Consider the following 20156-nt stretch of genomic DNA (forward strand, 5'->3'; position numbering starts at 1 on the left):
ACGCACGCCGGGCTCAGCGCTGGGCCAGCGGCGTCAGCAGGCGCAGGCCGCGCTGGGTGCCATCGACCATGTACACGCCGCCGGCCGGCAACAGATCACTGCCCGCCTGCTCGGCGGCATCCGGCTTGCGCCACGGTGCGTCCTGGCGCGGGCCGGGAATGAAGACACGCCAGCGGCCGTAGCGTTCCGGCTGGGCGTTGCCGTTGCTGCCGGTGTTGCCGTTCAGGGCGAAGTTCACCGGCACGCGCACGGTCCAGAAGTCCCGCGTACTGTCCTCGCCGGTGGTCGGCGGGACGAAGGTCCACTTGCGCGCGCTGCTGATGCTGGCCTTGGCGAGCTGGTCGCGCATCTTGGCCATGATCCGCTCCGGCGCGACCATGGTCATGTTCACCTGTTCGGCAATGACGTCGGCCACGGTCCCGTCGCGGGCCACCTTGACCAGCAGCAGCACGTCACCCTGCCCGCCAATGCGGTAGACATCCTCGGGGTAGCGCGGTGGCGGCAGGCTCTTCCGGGTCACCGAATCGGTAGCCTTCGGATCATATTCACTGAAGTCGACACTGGTCATGCTGATCTGGTAATTGCCGTCCTCCTGCTCCTTGCCCCGCAGGCGCACCCGCAACGGGGCGTGGGCGGCCACCGGCTTGCCGTCCTGCAGCGTCGGCTCGAACTGCCAGCCGCGGATGGCACCTTCCACGAACGACACGATGCCTGGTGCGAGCATGGCCCGCTGGTCCAGGACCAGCGTGCGGACCGAACCATCGGCCGCCACCTCGATGCTGCCCGACAGCACCATGCTCATCTCGGCAGTGGCGCGCACCGCGCGCGCGTTCTGGGCCACGGCGTCGGCCGGCAGCAGGGGAGCACCGGCGGCGAACGCCAGGGCCAGGGCAAGGAACAAGGGGGAGCGCATCATTGCCGGATCCATGGTGATGAAGTGAACCCTGAGCGTACCGCAGTCCGAGCGGGACCGGCAGGCGGTCCACCGCGGGCGGTCCACGCCACGCCGTTCAGGCTAGGCGATGGGCCGCCGCGTAGGGCGGCGTATCCGGGTAGTCACCGTCGGCGAAGCGCGCCTGCAGGCCCTGCCACCAAGCGGGGTCGAACAGGTGCCGGTAGTGCTCCCGCACGGCCGCCAGCTCGCTGGCAGGCAGGCCCATGAACGGGCCGAAGCGCTCCGGGAACACATCGCGTGGACCGACATGGAACCAGGGCTCGTCGGCCATGGCATCCTCCGGCGTACGTGGCTGCGGCCAGGCGCGGAACACGCAGTCGCTGACCAGGCACAACTCGTCATAGTCGTAGAACACGGCCCGGCCATGCCGGGATACGCCGAAGTTCTTCGGCAGCATGTCGCCGGGGAAGATGTTGTTGCGCGCCATGTCGGTGATCGCCTGCGCATAGTCCAGTACCGCCGCGCGCACGGCCTCGCCGCCCTGCTCGCGCAGGTACAGGTTCAATGGCCGGAAGCGGCGCTGTACGTAGCACAGTGCCACTTCCACCTCGTCGCCATCCACGCGCACGCTCTGCGCGCACTGCTGCAGCAGCTCTTCCAGCAAGGCCGGTGCGAAACGGTCACGCGGGAAGCGCAGGTGGCGATACGGCTGCGCATCGAGCAGGCGGCCGACGCGGTCGAGGTTGAACACCAGCGCGTACTTCTCTTCCACCTGCTGCCGCGACATCGCCTTGGGCCAGGCGAAGCGGTCGCGGATCAGCTTGAACACCAGCGGATAGCTGGGCAGGGTGAACACCGCCATGACCATGCCCGGCGTGCCCTCGGCATGCACCAGCCGCTCCTGCAGGTGCTCGTTGAAGTGGCGGAAGAAGGTGCGGTAACGCTCGGTCTTGCCCTGCTTGGCACGGCCCAGCACCGTGTAGAGTTCATCGATCGGCTTGCCCGGCAGCAGGCTGCGCAGGAATACCACCGCATCGCCCACCGTTGCGAGGTTGGCCTGGAAGTAGCTGCGCGAGACGCCGAACAGGTGGGCAACGTCGCGACGCCGGGTCAGCACTGCATCGGCACGCAGGCCACGCTCATCGTTGACCAGTGCGATCACGCACGGCGAGAAGCGGTGCTCGCCGAACACCCGGCCGACCAGGTAGGCGCGGCGCTCCCGGTAGAACACGGTGTCGAGCAGCTCGATGCTGCGCACCGGCGTATCGCCCCAGTGCGCCAGATCGTCCTGCAGGCGCACGGCGATGGCCGCCGCGCAGCGCAGCTGGTGCGCATACGGAATGTCGAAACGGTAGTCGGCCAGCACGCGCTGCAGGGCCTCCACCGGCCGCGTCGGCGAGACGGCATAGGTATGCCGGGCGACCGGATGGGTGATCGCGTCGGATGGCTCGACATCGAAGGCGATGAACTCCAGCGCCGGATCCACGCCACGGATGGAAAACAGGCGCCGTGACAACGTGTTGTAGAAGGTCTTGTACAGTTCGGCGTCGATCAGTCCCCGCAGCAGTGCGCTGTACTGCGCATGCACCTGCAGCCACAGCGCGCGCTCGCCGATCACATCGCCGGCGAGGCGGCGCAGTGCATCCATCTGCTCGGCGATGCACAGGTCATACAACGCGATGCGCTCGACCGCATCCTGGCGCGCGCCCGCCCAGTCACGCTGCTCGAAGCGCTGTCGTGCACGGGCGGTGATCGCCGCGAAGCGGGCATGGTACTGCTCGAAACCATCGCGGATGGCGCCGGCGATGCGCGGCGCCAGCTCGGCAGCGATGTCAGGCTCGGACATGCAGGGCTCACCCGGAAGGACCGGCTTCACCATACGCGGGCGTGTGCAATGGCGTCGAGTGCGAAGGTAGTGCCGGCCGCTGGCCGGCAGCACCTGGACGTCGATGGATCGATGCAGAGGCCGGCCAGCGGCCGGCACTACCGGCTCAGATCGCCAGTTCGGCCTCCACGTCCTGCACCTTGCGCCGGGCCAATGCCAGGTTGGACTTGGTACGGTCCAGCACGATGTAGAAGAACAGGCCCTTCTTCTTCGCCACCGGGCGCATGATGTGGTACGCCTTGCCCAGCGAGATCAGGATGTCTTCGATGCTGTCGTTGAGGTTCAGCGACGCGGCGGTCTTCATCTTGGCGCGGATCACTTCGGTGTTGCCGGCGGCAGCCACTTCCATGTCCATGCCGGCACCGGCCTCGCCCAGCAGCATGCCGCTTTCGTAGTCGACCAGCGCCACGGCCTGCGCGCCGTCGATACCCATCAGTGCGTTCAACGATTCATTCAATCCAGCCACGTCGCACCCCTTGTCGAAGTTGGTTCGAGCCCCTCGTTCCCCTGCGGCCGGGCTCACGATCCGCCGAGTTCGGCCAGGATCGCCTGGCCACATTCCCTGCTCTGCCACAGCACCTGGCCGATCACGCTGCGCTGGTCGCAGGCCGCCATCAGCAGCAACGGCGCGCGCCCATCAGCCTGGATCGCCAGCATCAGCACCTTGCCGCCCACGGCTTCCAGCATCAGCGTCTGCAGATCACCCAGCACCAGTTCGCGCCCGACCGCCGCGGCCAGCGCCAGCATCGCGCTGGTCATCGCGGCCAGCCGTTCACCGCGCCCGTCGGCCCCGGCGCTGACCAGGACGAAGCCATCAACGCTGGCCAGGACCACGGTTCGTACCCCTTCGACCCGCTGCTGCAGGTCCTGCAGCAGGGGTTGCAGGCGCTCACGCTGGCCGGCGTCGGGCAATACCGCCATCCGCCCGTCAGCCATGCGCAGCCACCAGTGCGTGCGCTTCCATTTCGCTCATCAGTACGTCCATCAGCAGCAGTCCCTGTTCCCGGTCACGGGCATCGATGGCCAGCAGCGGCAGTGGCTGGTCGTCCAGGCAGGCTCGGCTGGCCCAGTCATCCAGTGCCGCCTGCGGCGCCTGGTCCAGGTGGGTGACCGCCACCACCAGTGCCAGGGACGATGCAAACGGCTGCAGCACCTGCAGGTAGTCCTCCAGCTCGCTGGCCAGGCCCGCGCGGCGCGCGTCCAGCAGCAGCACCGCGCCGCGCGCGCCCTGCAGCAGGATCGGCCACAGGAAGTCGAAGCGCTGCTGGCCGGGCGTTCCGTACAGCCGCAGGCGCTCGCCGTTGGGAAGGTCGATGTCTGCGTAGTCCAGCGCGACGGTGGTGGAGGCCTTGTCGGCACCGAGGCGGTCACTGTTGGCCACGTCGGTATCGATCACTGCGCCCGCAGCGATGCTGCGCACCAGGGTCGACTTGCCGCTGCCCATGCCACCCAGCACGACCACCTTGTGCTCACGCATTGCGCTCGCTCCCGCGCAGGTGCCGCCACAGGCGGGCAAGCAATCCACTGTCGGCGCGGCTGCCGTCGGTGGCCATCATCGGCGTCGCCGGGGCGGCCTGCAGCTGCGCGTAGCCGCACAGATAGGCGGCATGGATGAAGTCGCGCACCGCCGCCGCCGGCAGTTCCAGCAGCATCGCGCACTCTTCAACCGTGCACGCACGCTTGAGCAGCAGCGAGCACAGGCGGAAACCATCGTGGTCGTGTCCCAGCACGCGGAAATCCGGCCAGCGCAGCAGCTTCACCGAGGCACCGCGCAGGCGTTCATCCAGTGCCTGCCAATGGCGGCTGCGCTGCGCCCATTGCCACAACAGCGGCCGCAGCGGCTGGCGGGGCCGGTCACCGGCCAACGCCTGCAGGCGCGCAGGGGTCAGCGCATCCATCTGCAGGCGCTCGAACGCATCGGCCAGGCGCTCCACCAGCGCACTCGCCGGTTCCTGCAACAGCACCGCCTGGTCGTGCTCCAGATCCATCAGCAGCAAAGGCTCGCCTGCATCGCTCAACAGTGCCTGCCCTTGCCTCAAAGGCAGCCGCTCGCGCAGCAGGCGGGTGATGGCGTGCGCACCATCGGCCAGACGGATCGGTGCGGGTGCGTGCATGGCCAGGGGCTCAGGTGCCAACTGCATGCGGCGCAGCGCGCGGCCGATGGCACCATCGTCGAGTACGTCCTGGTGTCCGTCGCCGTCACGCAGCTGGCCGCCGATATCCTCGATCCAGCACTGCAGGCGCGGCCGCTGCTGGCGCATGCGCAGCGCCGCGTTGCGCAGCGCCGGGGTATCGCGGATGACCAGCAGGTCGCAGTCGTCCAGGTCCTGGCTGCGGCGGATCTGGCCATCCGGCAGTGCCGAGGCCACGCGCAGCCGTTGCAGCAGCGCCTGCTCGCCCTGGATGTCGGTTCCCACTACCAGCACGCGTGCCATCCGTGTTCCCCGAGTGACCACCTCCCCGGTGGTCTCGCGTCGCCAAGGCTAGGCCATTGCCGACGAAGGCCGTCGTGATCGACTGCTCAGATTGAGTGGGGTTGCAGCGGCGTGCTGATCGGTTCTGCGACGGCCATCGCGGGCAAGTTTCATGCCCCTTTGACGGCGTTCCGACGACCGATGGATGTCACGGTTTTATCGCCTGGGGTCAGATCCTTTCTGCCATCCAAAAGGGATCTGCCCCCGGAGCCAAAAAAAGAAACCCGCGCCGAAGCGCGGGTTCCAGTGTCACCACCGAACGGCGATGGATCAGCCGCGCAGCTGCTCCAGCGCGGCATTGAAGGTCGCGCTCGGGCGCATCGCCTTGCTGGCCTTGGCCACGTCCGGACGGTAGTAGCCGCCGATGTCCACGGCCTTGCCCTGCACCGCGATCAGCTCTTCGACGATCTTCTGCTCGTTGTCGGTCAGCGCCTTGGCCAGCGGGGCGAAGCGCGCCTTCAGGGCGGCGTCTTCGTCCTGCGCGGCCAGGGCCTGGGCCCAGTACAGCGCGATGTAGAAGTGGCTGCCACGGTTGTCGATGCCACCGAGCTTGCGCGACGGCGACTTGTCGTTGTCCAGGAACTGGCCGTTGGCTTCGTCCAGCGCCTTGGCCAGCACACGGGCAGCGGCGTTGTCGTAGCGGTTGCCCAGGTGTTCCAGCGACGCGGCCAGGGCCAGGAATTCACCCAGCGAATCCCAGCGCAGGTAGTCTTCCTCGACGAACTGCTGCACGTGCTTCGGGGCCGAACCACCGGCGCCGGTCTCGAACAGGCCGCCACCGGCCATCAGCGGCACGATCGACAGCATCTTGGCGCTGGTGCCCAGCTCCATGATCGGGAACAGATCCGTCAGGTAATCACGCAGCACGTTGCCGGTCACCGAGATGGTGTCCTCGCCCTTGCGGATGCGGTCCAGCGAGAACGCGGTGGCTTCCACCGGCGGCAGGATGCGGATGTCCAGACCGGCAGTTTCGTGGTCCTTCAGGTACTGCTCGACCTTGGCGATGACCTGCGCGTCGTGGGCACGGGCGGCATCCAGCCAGAACACGGCCGGGGTGCTGCTCAGGCGGGCGCGCTCGAAGGCCAGCTTCACCCAGTCCTGGATCGGCGCGTCCTTGGTCTGGCACATGCGCCAGATGTCACCGGCTTCGACGGCATGCTCGAACACCACGGTGCCAGCATCGTCGGTGACCTTGACCACGCCGTCGGCGGTGATCTGGAAGGTCTTGTCGTGCGAGCCGTACTCTTCGGCCTTCTGCGCCATCAGGCCGACGTTCGGCACCGAACCCATGGTGGCCGGATCGAAGGCACCGTGCGCCTTGCAGTCGTCGATGACGGCCTGGTACACGCCGGCGTAGCAGCGGTCCGGAATGACGGCCTTGGTGTCCTGCAGCTTGCCTTCGGCATTCCACATCTTGCCGGAGTCGCGGATCATCGCCGGCATCGAGGCGTCGACGATGACGTCGCTCGGCACGTGCAGGTTGGTGATGCCCTTGTCCGAGTTGACCATGGCCAGCGCCGGGCGCTGCGCGTACTCGGCCTTCAGATCGGCTTCGATGGCGGCGCGGGTAGCCTCCGGCAGCGAAGGCAGGCGTGCGACCAGGTCACCGATGCCGTTGTTGGCATCGAAGCCGGCCTGCTTGATGGCGTCGGCGTGCTTGGCCAGCACATCCTTGTAGAACTCTTCGACGACCACGCCGAACATGATCGGGTCGGAGACCTTCATCATGGTCGCCTTCAGGTGCAGCGAGAACAGCACGCCCTGGGCCTTGGCATCGGCAATCTGCTCGCCGATGAACGTGGCCAGTGCCTTGCGGCTCATCACGGCGGCGTCGACGATCTCGCCGGCCTTGACCGCCGTCTTTTCCTTCAGCACGACGGTGCTGCCGTCGTTGCCGTGGAAGGTGATCTTCAGCGAACCGGCGTTGGCCAGGGTGGCCGACTTCTCGCTGCCGTAGAAATCACCGGCGGCCATGTGCGCGACGTGCGACTTCGAATCGGCCGACCAGGCGCCCATGCGGTGCGGGTGCTTGCGCGCGTAGTTCTTCACCGACAGCGGTGCGCGGCGGTCGGAGTTGCCTTCGCGCAGCACCGGGTTCACCGCGCTGCCCTTGACCTTGTCGTAGCGCGCCTTGTAGTCGCGCTGCTGGTCGTCGGCCGGGGTTTCCGGGTAGTCCGGCAGCGGATAGCCCTGGTCCTGCAGTTCCTTGATGGCCGCCTTCAGCTGCGGCACCGAGGCGGAGATGTTCGGCAGCTTGATGATGTTGGCGTCCGGGGTGGTCGCCAGCTGGCCCAGCTCGGCCAGGTCGTCACTGACCTTCTGCGCGTCGGCCAGCAGTTCCGGGAACTGCGACAGGATGCGGCCGGAGAGCGAGATGTCACGGGTTTCCACCACGATGCCGGCAGTGGCGGTATAGGCGTCAACGATCGGCAGCAGCGACTGGGTGGCCAGGAACGGGGCTTCGTCGGTCAGCGTGTAGAGAATCTTGGACATGGGGGACTTGGACTCTGTAGCAGTGCTCAGGGGAAGGCCGGCGCCAGCGCCGGGCCACGTGCAACCGTGTCGCGCGCGGGGCCGGGCCCCACGCTTTCCCCCGTCGCCGTCAGGGTGGGCGCGCGGCGGGGAAACCCCTGCATTGTCGCGTTTTCAGCCGCGCGGGGCAAAGCCGCGCCATACGCGGCGGTACTGCAACGCAGTGATTCATCGGCTCGGGCTTGCGCCGCCGCATGACATTCCCGGTAGATCCACGCCATGCGCGGGTGAGGCCTGGGCTCGGCGCAATAAAAAAGGACGCAGCCTCGCGGCTGCGTCCATCGTGAGCCCTGCCGGGAGAGAGTCGGCAGGACTTACTTGACCTCGAACTCCTGCGGCGTTCCGGCCGCCTTGCCATCGACCATGACCTCGGCGCGGTACTTGCCGACCGGCCAGCCCTTTGCATTCTTGAACGTGACGTTGGTGGTTTCAGCGCCGCTGGTGTTCAGCGCCGCGTTCTGCTCGCCGGCCACCTGGCCATCCTGGAACGTCAGCTTGGCACCGACGTTGACGTTGTTGGCGGCGCCGTCGGTCTTGACCGAGACGATGATGTCGTCCTTCGGCGAGAACAGTGCCGCCGGCGCAACCGACTTGTCGGCGGCGGCGGTCTTGCCGACGGTGACGGCCGATACGCTGACCGCAGCGGCTTCGGCCATCGGCGGCGGCGCGCCGGTCATCGGGGCCGGCGCTGCCGGCTCGGCCGGGGCAGTGGCCGCCGGGGCGGCGGTGCTGTCGGTCGACTCTTCCTTCTTCTTGCAGCCGACCAGGGCAACGCTGCCCAGCAGTGCGGCGATCAGGGCGGTCTGGAGCGGGGTGGTCTTGATCATTCGGGGTTCCTCCCAGGGATTGTCGGACGGCGGTCGATTGCCGGCTTACTTCGGCGGCAGTTTCAGGGTCTGGCCCGGGAAGATCTTGTCCGGGTCATCAAGCACATCGCGGTTGGCTTCGAAGATCTTCTTCCAGGCATTGGCGTCGCCCAGATGCTGCTTGGCGATCTTCGACAGCGAGTCCCCCTTCTGCACGGTGTAGGTGCCGCCACTGACAACGTCGGCGGTACTGTCCACCGAAGCGCTGACGCCGGAAAAGTCCGCCTTTGGTGCCTGTTCGGCGGTACTGTCGACGCTGCTGCTGACGCCGGAGAAATCGGCTTTCTTCTCGGTACTCATCCACAACTCCCGTCTGCATGACTACGTGGCTCGCACGGTGCCACGGCGGTTGTTAAATGGGGATGGTGCAGATGTGAAGCCGCCCCCGGGGGCGGCTGAACAATCGGGGGAATGGACGCCCGGTAGTGCCGGCCGCTGGCCGGCTGTGCCAGGGGAATCGGGCCCTGGCCGATTGCCGGCCAGCGGCCGGCACCACCCGTAACCGCCTGCGAACGATGGTAGTGCCGGCCGCTGGCCGGTGCTCGCCGGGCCTGGCCCGGCGCAACGAGCAGCCGCCTGCGGCGGTTACTGCCGCAGCTCGCGGTAGGTCGCGGCCGGGGCGGTGATGCCCGGGCTGGCACGCCAGGGATTGATGTCCAGGCCACCGCGGCGGGTGTAGCGGGCCTCCACTTCCAGCCAGTGCGGCTGGCAGCGCGCGGACACCTCGCTGAAGATCCGCTCGACGCACTGCTCGTGGAACTCGGCGTGCTCGCGATAGCTGACCAGATAGCGCAGCAGGCCGGCGCGGTCGATCTTCGGCCCACGGTAACGCAGGCTGACCGTGGCCCAGTCCGGCTGGCCCGTGACCGGGCAGTTGGACTTCAGCAGCGCCGAAACCAGGGTCTCCTCCACCACCTCGCCCGCATCGGCGGCAAGGAAGTCGGCCTGCGGCGGGCCGTAGCAATCGATCTCCACGTCCAGCCCGTCGATGGATTCACCGAGCGGCGTCTCACGCAGGCCCGGCAGGCCGAACTCGACCTGGACCGGCGCACCGGCACAGGCCGACAGATCCGCCACGATGCGTGAGCGCAGCGCCTCGGCGCTGTCGATGCGGGTGCTGTTGAGGGAGTTCAGGTACAGCTTGAACGACTTCGACTCGATCAACCGCGGCGAGGTGCAGGGCACCTGGACGGTGGCCACGGCCACCTGCGGCTTGCCGCGCGGGTCGAGCCAGCTCAGTTCGAATGCATGCCAGCGGTCGTGGCCGACGAACGGCAGCGCGGCATCATCGAGGCCGATCTCGGCACGGGCGCCGCTGCGCGGGATGGGAAACAGCAGGCCGGGGTCGTACTGCGACGGGTAACTGACCTCGCGACCGAGGCTGGAATCCTGGGGGGTGTTCATGGGCGCCATTGTATCGCGCGAGGGTGGGCCTTCGGCCGGGCCAGCCAACGGCGGAGCCCCTCCGTGGTGGTTGTGTTGGATGGTCGCGAAAGGCGGTCTATCGGCTTGGCCGGGTGGGCAGGCGGGCCGGGGGACGCCGTAAACCCATCCCTGGGGGCTTGGCCGCGGCATCCATGCCGCGGACACCCCCGCCCCGCCTACCCACCCGCCCCGTGACAGTTCCCTGCGCGCGGCCACCACCACGGGAAAGATCAGGAAAATCAAAATCAGAAGCCGATCCTTCAGACGTTCATGACGTCCGCCGTGCCGACCAACGGTCGGCACCCACCAACAGCAGCGGGCACCAACAGCCACGGGAAACTGTCGAAGGCGGGGTGGGTCCGGTTGAGGGGGTGTCCGCGGCATGGGCCCGAGGCATGCCTCGGGCGGGTTGGCCAGGACGCCCAACCCAGGCCTTGCCGTGTGCGCAGGACAGCGCACACGAGCAAGCCGCGGCCAAGCCCCCAGGGGTGAGGGCGCTTTGCTTGCGAAGCACTGCTTCGCAAGCGCCCGAACGCACAGCCGCCAGCGGCTGGGCCGGTCTGGGGGTTTACGGCGTCCCCCTCAACCGGACCCACCCCGCCATCCCACGGAATGCCCGCCTTTGACGTTGACGTTACCGTTGATTCAAGCCGGTGCAGGGCTGCAAGCCCTGCGGAAACCCTCACCCCGCCGGGGTGTCGGCACCGTGCAGGTAATCCAGGCTCACCTGCAGCAGCGCCCTCAGCCCGACGTCCAGCGCCTTCTCATCCAGCAGGAATTTCGGTGAATGGTTGGCCGGCGCCGTCGCCGGATCGATACCCACGCTGGTGGACCCGACGAAGAAGAACATCCCCGGCACTTCCTTCGCGTACAGCGAGAAATCCTCCGCGCCCATCTGCAGCGGCGGCTCGTACACATTGTCCTTGCCCACCACCGCCTGCAGGCTCGGCAGCATCTTCGCGGTCAGCGCCGGGTCGTTCACCGTGGCCGGGTTGCCCTCCGATTCGTAGATGTCGGTCACCGCCTTGGCGCCATGCGCGGCCGCCGTGTGTTCGGCCACGTTGCGCAGGTCGGCGAAGATCTGCTGGCGCATGCCTTCGTCGAAGGTGCGGATGGTGCCGACCATCTCCACTTCATCGGGAATGATGTTGTAGCGGATGCCGCCGTTGATCGCGCCGAAGGTCAGCACGGCCGGCTGCTTGGACAGGTTGGCGCGGCGGCTGACGATGGTCTGCGCGGTCCCCACCAGGTCGGCGGTGGCGACGATCGGATCAACCCCGTTCCACGGCGCCGAGCCGTGCGTCTGGCGGCCGATCACCTTGATGCCGAAACGGTCCGAGGCCGCCATCAACGGGCCGCCGCGCACGGCGATCTGCCCCGCCTGCACGCTGGAGAACACGTGCAGGCCGAACACCGCCTCCGGCCTGAAATCGGCAAACAGGCCTTCCTTCAGCATGAGTGCGGCGCCACCCTCTTCCGGCGGCGGGGCCCCCTCTTCGGCCGGCTGGAAGATCAGCATCACCTGGCCCGGCAGGTCCTTCTTCATCGACACCAGCGCTTCGGCCACGCCGAGCAGGGTGGCGGTATGCGCATCATGGCCGCAGGCATGCATCACGCCCACGGTCTGCCCGCGGTACTGGTCGGTCGCCTTGGAGGCGAACGGCAGGCCGGTCTGCTCGGTCACTGGCAAGGCGTCCATGTCCGCGCGCAACGCGATCTTCGGGCCGGGCTTGCCGCCTTCGATGATCGCCACCACGCCGTGGTGGGCAATGCCGGTCTTCGGCTTCAGGCCCATCGCACGCAGGCGCTTGGCCACCTCGGCCGAGGTGCGCGCCTCGCGGTTGGACAACTCCGGATGCTGGTGGAAATCGCGGCGCCATTCGACCACCTTGGCCTGCAGCCGCTGCGCGGCGGCGGTCACTTCCGGGCGCTGCCCGTCCTGGGCGTGGGCAAGGGCCGGCAGGGCCAGCAGCAGGGCGGACAGCAGCAGCGAACGGCGCATCACAATCTCCACGGCAGGGGGTTCCAGCTGAATGTAGGGCAACACTGCCGCCACGGGAACCTCCGCGGCCGGATCCGGTCTTAGCGCCCGTCCCATCCGTCATGCAGGAAACGTGATGTGGCACAGGTATGCTTTGCGCATTGCCCGCCGGGCTCCGCCCGGTCCAGCCCTCTTGGAGTCCTCGTAATGTCACGTGTTTGGAAGATCGTGCTGCTGGTCGTGGCAGTGCTGGTGCTGGCCGTGGTCGGCCTGCGCGTCATCGGCGGCGGCAAGGACAAGGCTGGAAAACCCGCTGCGGGCGCGCGCCAGGGCGGCGAAGACCCGGATGCCGGCCCGGTGCCGGTCACCGTGGTGGATGCCACGCGCCAGGACGTGCCGGTGTATGCCAGCGCGCTGGGCACGGTGACTGCGATGAACACCGTGACCGTCAGCCCGCAGGTCGGCGGCCAGCTGATGAGCCTGAATTTCCGCGAAGGCCAGGAAGTGAAGCAGGGCGACGTGCTGGCGGTGATCGACCCGCGCACCGCCCAGGCCAGCTACGACCAGGCCGCTGCAGCCAAGCGCCAGAACGAGGCGCTGCTGGCCACCGCGCGCTCCAACTACCAGCGCTCGAACGCGCCGGAGTATCGCCAGTACGTCGCCAAGACCGATCTGGATACACAACGAAACCAAGTGGCACAGTACGAAAGCGCGGTGGCGGCCAACGAGGCCAGCATGCGCTCGGCGCAGGTGCAGCTGCAGTACACCAAGGTCACCGCACCGATCTCCGGCATCGCCGGCATCCGGGCGGTCGATGCCGGCAACGTGGTCAACGCCGGCACCGCACTGGTCACGCTGACCCAGATCCACCCGATCCACGTGCTGTTCAACCTGCCCGAACGCCAACTCGGCGACGTGCGCCAGGCACAGGCCGCCGGCACGGTGCCGGTGGCCGCATTGGACCGCGCCGATTCGCACGTGCTGTCCGGCGACGGCAAGCTCGATGTGGTCGACAACCTGATCAGCGCGGACAGCGGCACGTTCAAGGCGCGTGCCGTGTTCGACAATGCCGACAACGGCCTGTGGCCGGGGCAGTTCGTCAACGTGCGCATGCAGCTGCGCACGATCGCCAGCGGCGTGGTCATTCCTACCCAGGCGGTACTGCGGGGTCCGGACGGCGAGTACGTCTATGTCGTGCAGGGCGACAACACGGTGAAGATGCAGACCGTGCGCAGCGGCGTGGAAGTGGGCGACAGCCAGGTACAGATCGCCGAAGGCCTGAAGGGCGGCGAGCGGGTGGTCAGTGAGGGCCAGTTCCGCCTGAAGCCGGGCAGCAAGGTCACCGCGCTGAAGCCGGGCGAGACCCCGGCCGCACCGACCGAGGCCGAACTGAAGGCGGCCGAACAGAAGAACGCGGGCGGCGGTGGCCGTCGCGGTGGTGGCCCGCGCTGAGCGCAGGCCACTGATCTCCCTCGCGCCGGCAGACCCGCCGGCGCCGACATTGAAGTGCCAGCAAGGATCAGTCCGTGGGCTTTTCGACGATCTTCATCCGCCGCCCGATCGCCACCTCGCTGTTGATGGCGGGTCTGTTGCTGCTGGGCATCCTGGGTTACCGCAAGCTGCCGGTGTCGGCGCTGCCGGAAATCGATGCACCCAGCCTGGTGGTCACCACCCAGTACCCCGGTGCCAATGCCACCACCATGGCTTCGCTGGTCACCACCCCGCTGGAGCGCCAGTTTGGGCAGATCTCCGGGCTGGAGCTGATGACCTCCGACTCGTCGGCCGGCTTGTCCACGATCATCCTGCAGTTCTCGATGGACCGCGATATCGACATCGCCGCGCAGGACGTGCAGGCGGCGATCCGCCAGGCCACCCTGCCCTCGTCGCTGCCCTACCAGCCGGTCTACAACCGGGTGAACCCGGCCGACGCGGCCATCGTCACCCTGAAACTGACCTCTGACACGCGCCCGCTGCGCGACGTCAACAATTACGCCGACTCCATCCTGGCCCAGCGCCTGTCGCAGGTGCAGGGCGTGGGCCTGGTGTCGATTGCCGGCAACGTGCGCCCGGCCGTGCGCATCCAGGTCAACCCGGCGCAGCTGTCGAACATGGGCCTGACCCTGGAGCAGCTGCGCAGTGCGCTGACCCAGGCCAACGTCAATGCGCCGAAGGGTTCGTTGAACGGCAAGACCCAGTCCTACAGCATCGGCACCAACGACCAGCTGGCCAGCGCCGCCGAATACCGCGACACCATCATCAGCTACAAGAACGGCCGCCCGGTGCGGCTGTCGGACGTGGCCGAGGTGGTGGATGGCGTGGAGAACGACCAGCTCGCCGCCTGGGCCGATGGCAAGCCGGCAGTGCTGCTGGAAGTGCGGCGCCAGCCCGGTGCCAACATCGTGCAGACCGTCGAGCGCATCCGCGCGATCCTGCCTCAACTGCAGGGCGTGCTGCCGGCAGACGTGCACCTGGAGATCTTCAACGACCGTACCGAGACCATCCGCGCCTCGGTGCATGAAGTGCAGTTCACCCTGATCCTCACCATCGGCCTGGTGGTGGCGGTGATCTTCGTGTTCCTGCGCCGGCTGTGGGCCACCATCATCCCCTCGGTGGCGGTGCCGTTGTCGCTGGCCGGCACCTTTGCGGTGATGGCGTTCGCCGGCATGTCGCTGGACAACCTCTCGCTGATGGCGCTGGTGGTGGCCACCGGCTTCGTGGTCGACGATGCGATCGTGATGATCGAGAACATCGTGCGCTACATCGAGCAGGGCAAGAGCGGCAAGGAAGCGGCCGAGATCGGTGCGCGCCAGATCGGCTTCACCGTGCTGTCGCTGACCGTCTCGCTGGTCGCCGTGTTCCTGCCGCTGCTGCTGATGCCCGGCGTCACCGGCCGCCTGTTCCATGAGTTCGCCTGGGTGCTGAGCATCGCGGTGGTGCTGTCGATGCTGATCTCGCTGACGCTCACCCCGATGATGTGCGCCTACCTGCTCAAGCCCGACGCCCTGCCCGAAGGCGAGGACGCGCACGAGCGTGCAGCGGCGGCCGGCAAGCAGAACCTGTGGACGCGCACCGTCGGGCTGTACGAGCACAGCCTGGACTGGGTGCTGGGCCACCAGCGCCTGACCCTGGCCGTGGCCGGCGGCGCGCTGGTGCTGACCGTGCTGCTGTATGTGCTGATTCCCAAGGGCCTGCTGCCCGAACAGGACACCGGCCTGATCACCGGCGTGGTGCAGGCGGACCAGAACATTGCCTTCCCGCAGATGGAACAGCGCACTCGGCAGGTCGCCGAAGCGCTGCGCCAGGATCCGGACGTGACCGGCGTGTCGGCGTTCATCGGTGCCGGCAGCATGAACCCCACGCTCAACCAGGGCCAGCTGTCGATCGTGCTGAAGGAGCGCAGCCAGCGCGACGGCCTGGAGCAGATCCTGCCGCGCCTGCAGAAGGCGGTGGCCGGAATCCCGGGCGTGGCGCTGTACCTGAAGCCGGTGCAGGACGTGACCCTGGATACGCGCGTGGCCGCCACCGAGTACCAGTACTCGCTGTCGGACGTGGATTCGGCAACGGTGGCCACCCAGGCCACGCGCCTGACCGAAGCGCTGCGCAAGCGCCCGGAACTGGCTGACGTCGACAACAACCTGTCCAACCAGGGCCGCGCCCTGGAGCTGAACATCGACCGCGACAAGGCCAGCGTGCTGGGCGTGCCGATGCAGACCATCGACGACACGCTCTACGATGCGTTCGGCCAGCGCCAGATTTCCACCATCTTCACCGAGCTCAACCAGTATCGCGTGGTGCTGGAAGTGGCGCCGGAGTTCCGCACCAGCACCGCGTTGATGGAGCAGCTGGCGGTGGCCTCCAACGGCGCCGGCGCGCTGACCGGCACCAACGCCACCAGCTTCGGCCAGGTCACCTCGTCCAACTCGTCGACCGCCACCGGCATCGGCGCGCAGAACACCGGCATCACCGTCGGCGCCGGCAACATCATCCCGTTGTCTGCGCTGGCCGAAGGCAAGGTCAGCAGTGCGCCGCTGGTGGTCAGCCACCAACAGCAACTGCCGGCGGTGACCGTGTCGTTCAACGTGGCACCGGGCTATTCGCTGTCCGAAGCGGTGCGGGCGATCCAGGAAACCAAGGACAGCCTGGACATGCCCACCCACCTGCATGCCGAGTTCATCGGCAAGGCGGCTGAGTTCACCGGCAGCCAGACAGACGTGGTGTGGCTGCTGCTGGCCTCGCTGGTGGTGATCTACATCGTGCTGGGCGTGCTGTACGAGAGCTACATCCACCCGATCACGATCATCTCCACGCTGCCGCCGGCCGGTGTCGGCGCGCTGCTGGCGCTGATGGTGTGCGGCCTGAGCCTGTCGGTGGATGGCATCGTCGGCATCGTGCTGCTGATCGGCATCGTCAAGAAGAACGGCATCATGATGGTGGACTTCGCGATCGAGGCGCGTCGCGCCGGCGCCAACGCACACGAAGCGATCCGCCGTGCCTGCCTGCTGCGCTTCCGCCCGATCATGATGACCACCGCCGCGGCCATGCTCGGCGCGCTGCCGCTGGCACTGGGCACCGGCATCGGCTCGGAGCTGCGTCGCCCGCTGGGCATCGCCATCGTCGGTGGCCTGCTGCTGTCGCAGCTGGTGACCCTGTACACCACGCCGGTGATCTACCTGTACATGGAGCGTTTCTCCGAGTGGCTGGCGCGCCGCCGCGAACAGCGCGCCCTGCGCGACGGGTCGCTGCAGGAGCCGCAGGCATGATCCACGCCCCGCTGCTGCGGGGGGCCGCGCGATGAACCTGTCCGGCCCCTTCATCCGCCGCCCGATCGGCACCGCGCTGCTGGCCATCGGCCTGTTCATGGTCGGCCTGATCTGCTACCTGCGGCTGGGCGTGTCGGCATTGCCGAACATCGAGATCCCGGTGATCTTCGTGCATGCCAGCCAGTCCGGCGCCGATGCGGCGACCATGGCTTCCACGGTCACCGCGCCGCTGGAACGCCACCTCGGCCAGCTGCCGGGCATCGACCGCATGCGCTCGTCGAGCTCGGAAGGCAGCTCGCTGGTGTTCATGATCTTCCAGAGCGGCCACAACATCGACTCGGCCGCGCTGGACGTGCAGACGGCGATCAACTCGGCCCAGGCCGACCTGCCCTCGGGCATGGGGTCGCCGATGTACCAGAAGGCGAACCCGAACGATGACCCGGTGATCGCCATCGCGTTGACCTCGCAGACGCAGTCGGCCGATGAGCTGTACAACGTCGCCGATTCGCTGCTGGCGCAGCGCATCCGCCAGATCAGTGGCGTCGCCTCGGTCGACATCGCCGGCGCGTCGACGCCAGCGGTGCGCGTGGACGTCAACCTGCGCCTGATGAACGCGCTGGGTCTGACCGCCGATGACCTGCGCAATGCGGTGCGTGCGGCCAACGTGACCTCGCCCACCGGCTTCCTCAGCGACGGCAACACCACCACCGCGATCATCGCCAACGATTCGGTGGCGCGTGCGGCCGACTTCGCCGACCTGGTGGTCAAGACCCAAGGCGATGGCCGGGTGATCCGCCTCAAGGACGTCGCCAACGTCTACGACGGCCAGCAGGATGCCTACCAGGCCGCGTGGTTCGACCACAAGCCGGCGGTGGTGATGTACGTGTTCACCCGTGCCGGCGCCAACATCGTGGAGACCGTGGACCGGGTCAAGGCGCAGATCCCGACCCTGCGCGACTACCTGCAGCCAGGCACCACGATGACGCCGTACTTCGACCGTACGCCGACCATCCGTTCGTCGCTGCATGAAGTGCAGATCACCCTGCTGATCAGCCTGGCGATGGTGGTGCTGACGATGGCGCTGTTCCTGCGCCGGCTGGCACCGACGCTGATCGCCGCAGTGACCGTGCCGCTGTCGCTGGCCGGTGCCGCGCTGGTGATGTACGTGATGGGCTTCACCCTGAACAACCTGAGCCTGCTGGCGCTGGTGATCGCGATCGGCTTCGTGGTCGACGATGCGATCGTGGTGATCGAGAACATCATGCGCCACCTCGACGAGGGCATGCCGCGCATGCAGGCGGCGTTGACCGGTGCGCGCGAGATCGGCTTCACCATCGTCTCGATCACCGCCTCGCTGGTGGCGGTGTTCATTCCGCTGCTGTTCGCCAGCGGCATGATGGGTGCGTTCTTCCGCGAGTTCACCGTCACCCTGGTGGCAGCCATCGTGGTCTCGATGATTGTCTCGCTGACGTTGACCCCGGCGCTGTGCAGCCGCTTCCTCAGTGCGCACGACCACAGCGCGCCGCCGTCGCGTTTCGGCCGCTGGCTGGACGCCGGCCACGAGCGCATGCTGCGCATCTACACCGTGTTCCTGGACTTCTCGCTGCGCCACGCGCTGCTGTTGTCGCTGACCCCGCTGATCCTGATCGGCGTCACCGTGTTCCTGTTCGGCGCAGTGAAGAAGGGCGCGTTCCCGCCGCAGGACACCGGCCTCATCTGGGGCCGCGCCAACTCCAGTGCCACGGTGTCCTTCGAGGACATGGTCGCCCGCCAGCGCCGCATCACCGACATGCTGATGGCCGACCCGGCGGTGAAAACGGTGGGCGTGCGCCTGGGCAGTGGCCGCCAGGGCTCCAGCGCGCAGTTCAACATCGAGCTGAAATCGCGCAAGGAAGGCCGCCGTGAAACCACCGCGCATGCCCTGGCACGGCTGAGTGCGAAGGCCGACCGCTACCCCGACCTGCAGCTGCGCCTGCGCGCGATCCAGGACCTGCCCAGCAACGACGGCGGCGGCGCCAGCCAGGGTGCGCAGTACCGCATTTCCCTGCAGGGCAACGACCTGGCCGCACTGCAGGAATGGCTGCCCAAACTGCAAGCGGAACTGAAGAAGAACCCGAAGTTGCGCGACGTCGGCACCGACGTGGACAACGCCGGCCTGCGCCAGAACATCCAGATCGATCGCGCCAAGGCCGCACGCCTGGGCATCACCGTGGGTGCCATCGACGGTGCGCTGTACGGCGCGTTCGGCCAGCGCCAGATCTCGACCATCTATTCGGACATCAACCAGTACAGCGTGGTGGTCAATGCGCTGCCCTCGCAGACCGCCACGCCGGCGGCGCTGGATGAGGTGTACGTGCGCGCGCGCAACGGCGACATGGTGCCGATCACCGCGGTGGCCACCCAGATGCCCGGGCTGGCACCGTCGCAGATCACCCACGAGAACCAGTACACGACGATGGACCTGAGCTACAACCTGGCTCCCAACGTGAGCATGGGTGAGGCCAAGGCGATCATCGATGCCACCGTGGCCGGCATGCGCATGCCCGGTGACATCCGCCTGGCCGACGACGCCGGCTTCGGTTTCAACTCCGATCCCAGCGACATGCTGATCCTGGTACTGGCCGCGATCCTGACCGTGTACCTGGTGCTGGGCATGCTCTACGAGAGCCTGATCCACCCGGTCACCATCCTGTCCACGTTGCCTGCGGCCGGCGTCGGCGCGCTGCTGGCGCTGTTCGGCACCAACACCGAGCTGTCGGTGATCTCGATGATCGCGCTGGTGCTGCTGATCGGCATCGTCAAGAAGAACGCGATCATGATGATCGACTTCGCCCTGGTGGCGCAGCGCGAGCATGGGCTGGCGCCGCGCGACGCTGCACGCGAAGCCAGCATCGTCCGCTTCCGCCCGATCATGATGACCACAATGGTCGCGATCCTGGCCGCCGTGCCGCTGGCGATCGGCCTGGGCGAAGGATCCGAACTGCGCCGCCCGCTGGGCATCGCGATGATCGGCGGCCTGCTGTTCTCGCAGAGCCTGACCCTGCTCAGCACGCCGGCGCTGTACGTGATCTTCTCGTGCCTGGCCGAGCGCTGGCGCGCCCGTCGCGCGCGCAGGCGCGAAGCGAAGCTGCTCAAGCGCGCGCAACGCGCATAGCTCTGGTAGAGCCGGCCGCTGGCCGGCTTTGTCGATGCCCCGTGCCGCCAAGCTGCCGGCCAGCGGCCGGCACTACCGTGGGTGCGGACTGGGTGCGGACCGCTGGTCCGCACGTCGCGTGCGCAGGCGTGCGCAACGCGCATCGCTCTGGTAGAGCCGGCCGCTGGCCGGCTTTGCCGATGCA

At 67.7% G+C, this 20156-nt stretch carries 14 protein-coding genes; 3 read left to right on the top strand and 11 right to left on the bottom strand.

Translation table 11 applies throughout. The annotated features are described in order from the left end of the window. Positions 1-13 precede the first annotated feature (13 nt). The 11 genes from BLS66_RS19935 to BLS66_RS19985 form a co-directional block, all read right to left on the bottom strand. Complete coding sequence (locus tag BLS66_RS19935) at positions 14-916, bottom strand: energy transducer TonB (protein WP_057495072.1); 903 nt, start codon at positions 914-916, stop codon at positions 14-16. A 94-nt stretch (positions 917-1010) separates the two neighbouring features. Next, entirely contained in the window at positions 1011-2741 is a 1731-nt protein-coding gene (gene aceK, locus BLS66_RS19940) for a bifunctional isocitrate dehydrogenase kinase/phosphatase (RefSeq protein WP_074726643.1), read from the bottom strand. A gap of 145 nt (positions 2742-2886) precedes the next feature. Next, positions 2887-3246 carry a hypothetical protein gene (locus BLS66_RS19945; protein WP_005419760.1) on the bottom strand — a complete coding sequence of 120 codons (360 nt, stop codon included), beginning with the start codon at positions 3244-3246 and terminating at the stop codon, positions 2887-2889. A 53-nt stretch (positions 3247-3299) separates the two neighbouring features. Next, positions 3300-3716 carry a roadblock/LC7 domain-containing protein gene (locus BLS66_RS19950; protein WP_074726626.1) on the bottom strand — a complete coding sequence of 139 codons (417 nt, stop codon included), beginning with the start codon at positions 3714-3716 and terminating at the stop codon, positions 3300-3302. Next, positions 3709-4257 (bottom strand): GTP-binding protein, encoded by a 549-nt coding sequence (locus BLS66_RS19955; RefSeq protein WP_049467598.1) that lies wholly within the window; start codon positions 4255-4257, stop codon positions 3709-3711. Before BLS66_RS19955 ends, BLS66_RS19950 begins: the two co-directional genes overlap by 8 nt. After that, on the bottom strand, positions 4250-5215 hold the full coding sequence (locus BLS66_RS19960) for a hypothetical protein (protein WP_074726627.1): 966 nt from the start codon (positions 5213-5215) through the stop codon (positions 4250-4252). Before BLS66_RS19960 ends, BLS66_RS19955 begins: the two co-directional genes overlap by 8 nt. A 309-nt stretch (positions 5216-5524) precedes the next feature. Further along, positions 5525-7747: an NADP-dependent isocitrate dehydrogenase gene (locus BLS66_RS19965; protein ID WP_074726628.1), complete on the bottom strand. Its 2223-nt coding sequence runs from the start codon at positions 7745-7747 to the stop codon at positions 5525-5527. A 353-nt stretch (positions 7748-8100) separates the two neighbouring features. Then, complete coding sequence (locus tag BLS66_RS19970; protein ID WP_049467593.1) at positions 8101-8613, bottom strand: hypothetical protein; 513 nt, start codon at positions 8611-8613, stop codon at positions 8101-8103. A gap of 45 nt (positions 8614-8658) precedes the next feature. After that, the gene (locus BLS66_RS19975; protein WP_049410686.1) at positions 8659-8952 is read right to left on the bottom strand and encodes a LysM peptidoglycan-binding domain-containing protein; all 294 of its coding nucleotides are present in this window, start codon (positions 8950-8952) and stop codon (positions 8659-8661) included. 285 nt (positions 8953-9237) lie between these two features. Continuing rightward, complete coding sequence (gene queF / locus BLS66_RS19980) at positions 9238-10056, bottom strand: NADPH-dependent 7-cyano-7-deazaguanine reductase QueF (protein WP_049467591.1); 819 nt, start codon at positions 10054-10056, stop codon at positions 9238-9240. A gap of 703 nt (positions 10057-10759) precedes the next feature. Further along, entirely contained in the window at positions 10760-12079 is a 1320-nt protein-coding gene (locus BLS66_RS19985; protein WP_049466417.1) for a M20 family metallopeptidase, read from the bottom strand. A 186-nt stretch (positions 12080-12265) separates the two neighbouring features. On the opposite strand from BLS66_RS19985, the gene BLS66_RS19990 reads away from it, so the two are divergent. The 3 genes from BLS66_RS19990 (at position 12266) to BLS66_RS20000 (ending at position 19972) form a co-directional block, all read left to right on the top strand. Continuing rightward, positions 12266-13510, top strand: coding sequence for an efflux RND transporter periplasmic adaptor subunit (locus BLS66_RS19990; RefSeq protein ID WP_049466411.1), 1245 nt, complete (start codon positions 12266-12268; stop codon positions 13508-13510). 74 nt (positions 13511-13584) lie between these two features. After that, positions 13585-16818: an efflux RND transporter permease subunit gene (locus tag BLS66_RS19995; RefSeq protein ID WP_049466413.1), complete on the top strand. Its 3234-nt coding sequence runs from the start codon at positions 13585-13587 to the stop codon at positions 16816-16818. Positions 16819-16849: 31 nt separating this feature from the next. Further along, the gene (locus BLS66_RS20000) at positions 16850-19972 is read left to right on the top strand and encodes an efflux RND transporter permease subunit (RefSeq protein ID WP_074726629.1); all 3123 of its coding nucleotides are present in this window, start codon (positions 16850-16852) and stop codon (positions 19970-19972) included. Positions 19973-20156: the final 184 nt, after the last annotated feature.

The sequence above is a fragment of the Stenotrophomonas pavanii genome (assembly GCF_900101175.1).
GTDB lineage: Bacteria > Pseudomonadota > Gammaproteobacteria > Xanthomonadales > Xanthomonadaceae > Stenotrophomonas > Stenotrophomonas pavanii.

Bases quoted from the DNA above. Each gene is read 5' to 3' on its own strand.
- BLS66_RS19935 (WP_057495072.1), bottom strand. From the start codon at position 916: ATGATGCGCTCCCCCTTGTTCCTTGCCCTGGCCCTGGCGTTCGCCGCC.
- aceK (WP_074726643.1), bottom strand. From the start codon at position 2,741: ATGTCCGAGCCTGACATCGCTGCCGAGCTGGCGCCGCGCATCGCCGGC.
- BLS66_RS19950 (WP_074726626.1), bottom strand. From the start codon at position 3,716: ATGGCTGACGGGCGGATGGCGGTATTGCCCGACGCCGGCCAGCGTGAG.
- BLS66_RS19955 (WP_049467598.1), bottom strand. From the start codon at position 4,257: ATGCGTGAGCACAAGGTGGTCGTGCTGGGTGGCATGGGCAGCGGCAAG.
- BLS66_RS19960 (WP_074726627.1), bottom strand. From the start codon at position 5,215: ATGGCACGCGTGCTGGTAGTGGGAACCGACATCCAGGGCGAGCAGGCG.
- BLS66_RS19965 (WP_074726628.1), bottom strand. From the start codon at position 7,747: ATGTCCAAGATTCTCTACACGCTGACCGACGAAGCCCCGTTCCTGGCC.
- BLS66_RS19970 (WP_049467593.1), bottom strand. From the start codon at position 8,613: ATGATCAAGACCACCCCGCTCCAGACCGCCCTGATCGCCGCACTGCTG.
- BLS66_RS19975 (WP_049410686.1), bottom strand. From the start codon at position 8,952: ATGAGTACCGAGAAGAAAGCCGATTTCTCCGGCGTCAGCAGCAGCGTC.
- queF (WP_049467591.1), bottom strand. From the start codon at position 10,056: ATGAACACCCCCCAGGATTCCAGCCTCGGTCGCGAGGTCAGTTACCCG.
- BLS66_RS19985 (WP_049466417.1), bottom strand. From the start codon at position 12,079: ATGCGCCGTTCGCTGCTGCTGTCCGCCCTGCTGCTGGCCCTGCCGGCC.
- BLS66_RS19990 (WP_049466411.1), top strand. From the start codon at position 12,266: ATGTCACGTGTTTGGAAGATCGTGCTGCTGGTCGTGGCAGTGCTGGTG.
- BLS66_RS20000 (WP_074726629.1), top strand. From the start codon at position 16,850: ATGAACCTGTCCGGCCCCTTCATCCGCCGCCCGATCGGCACCGCGCTG.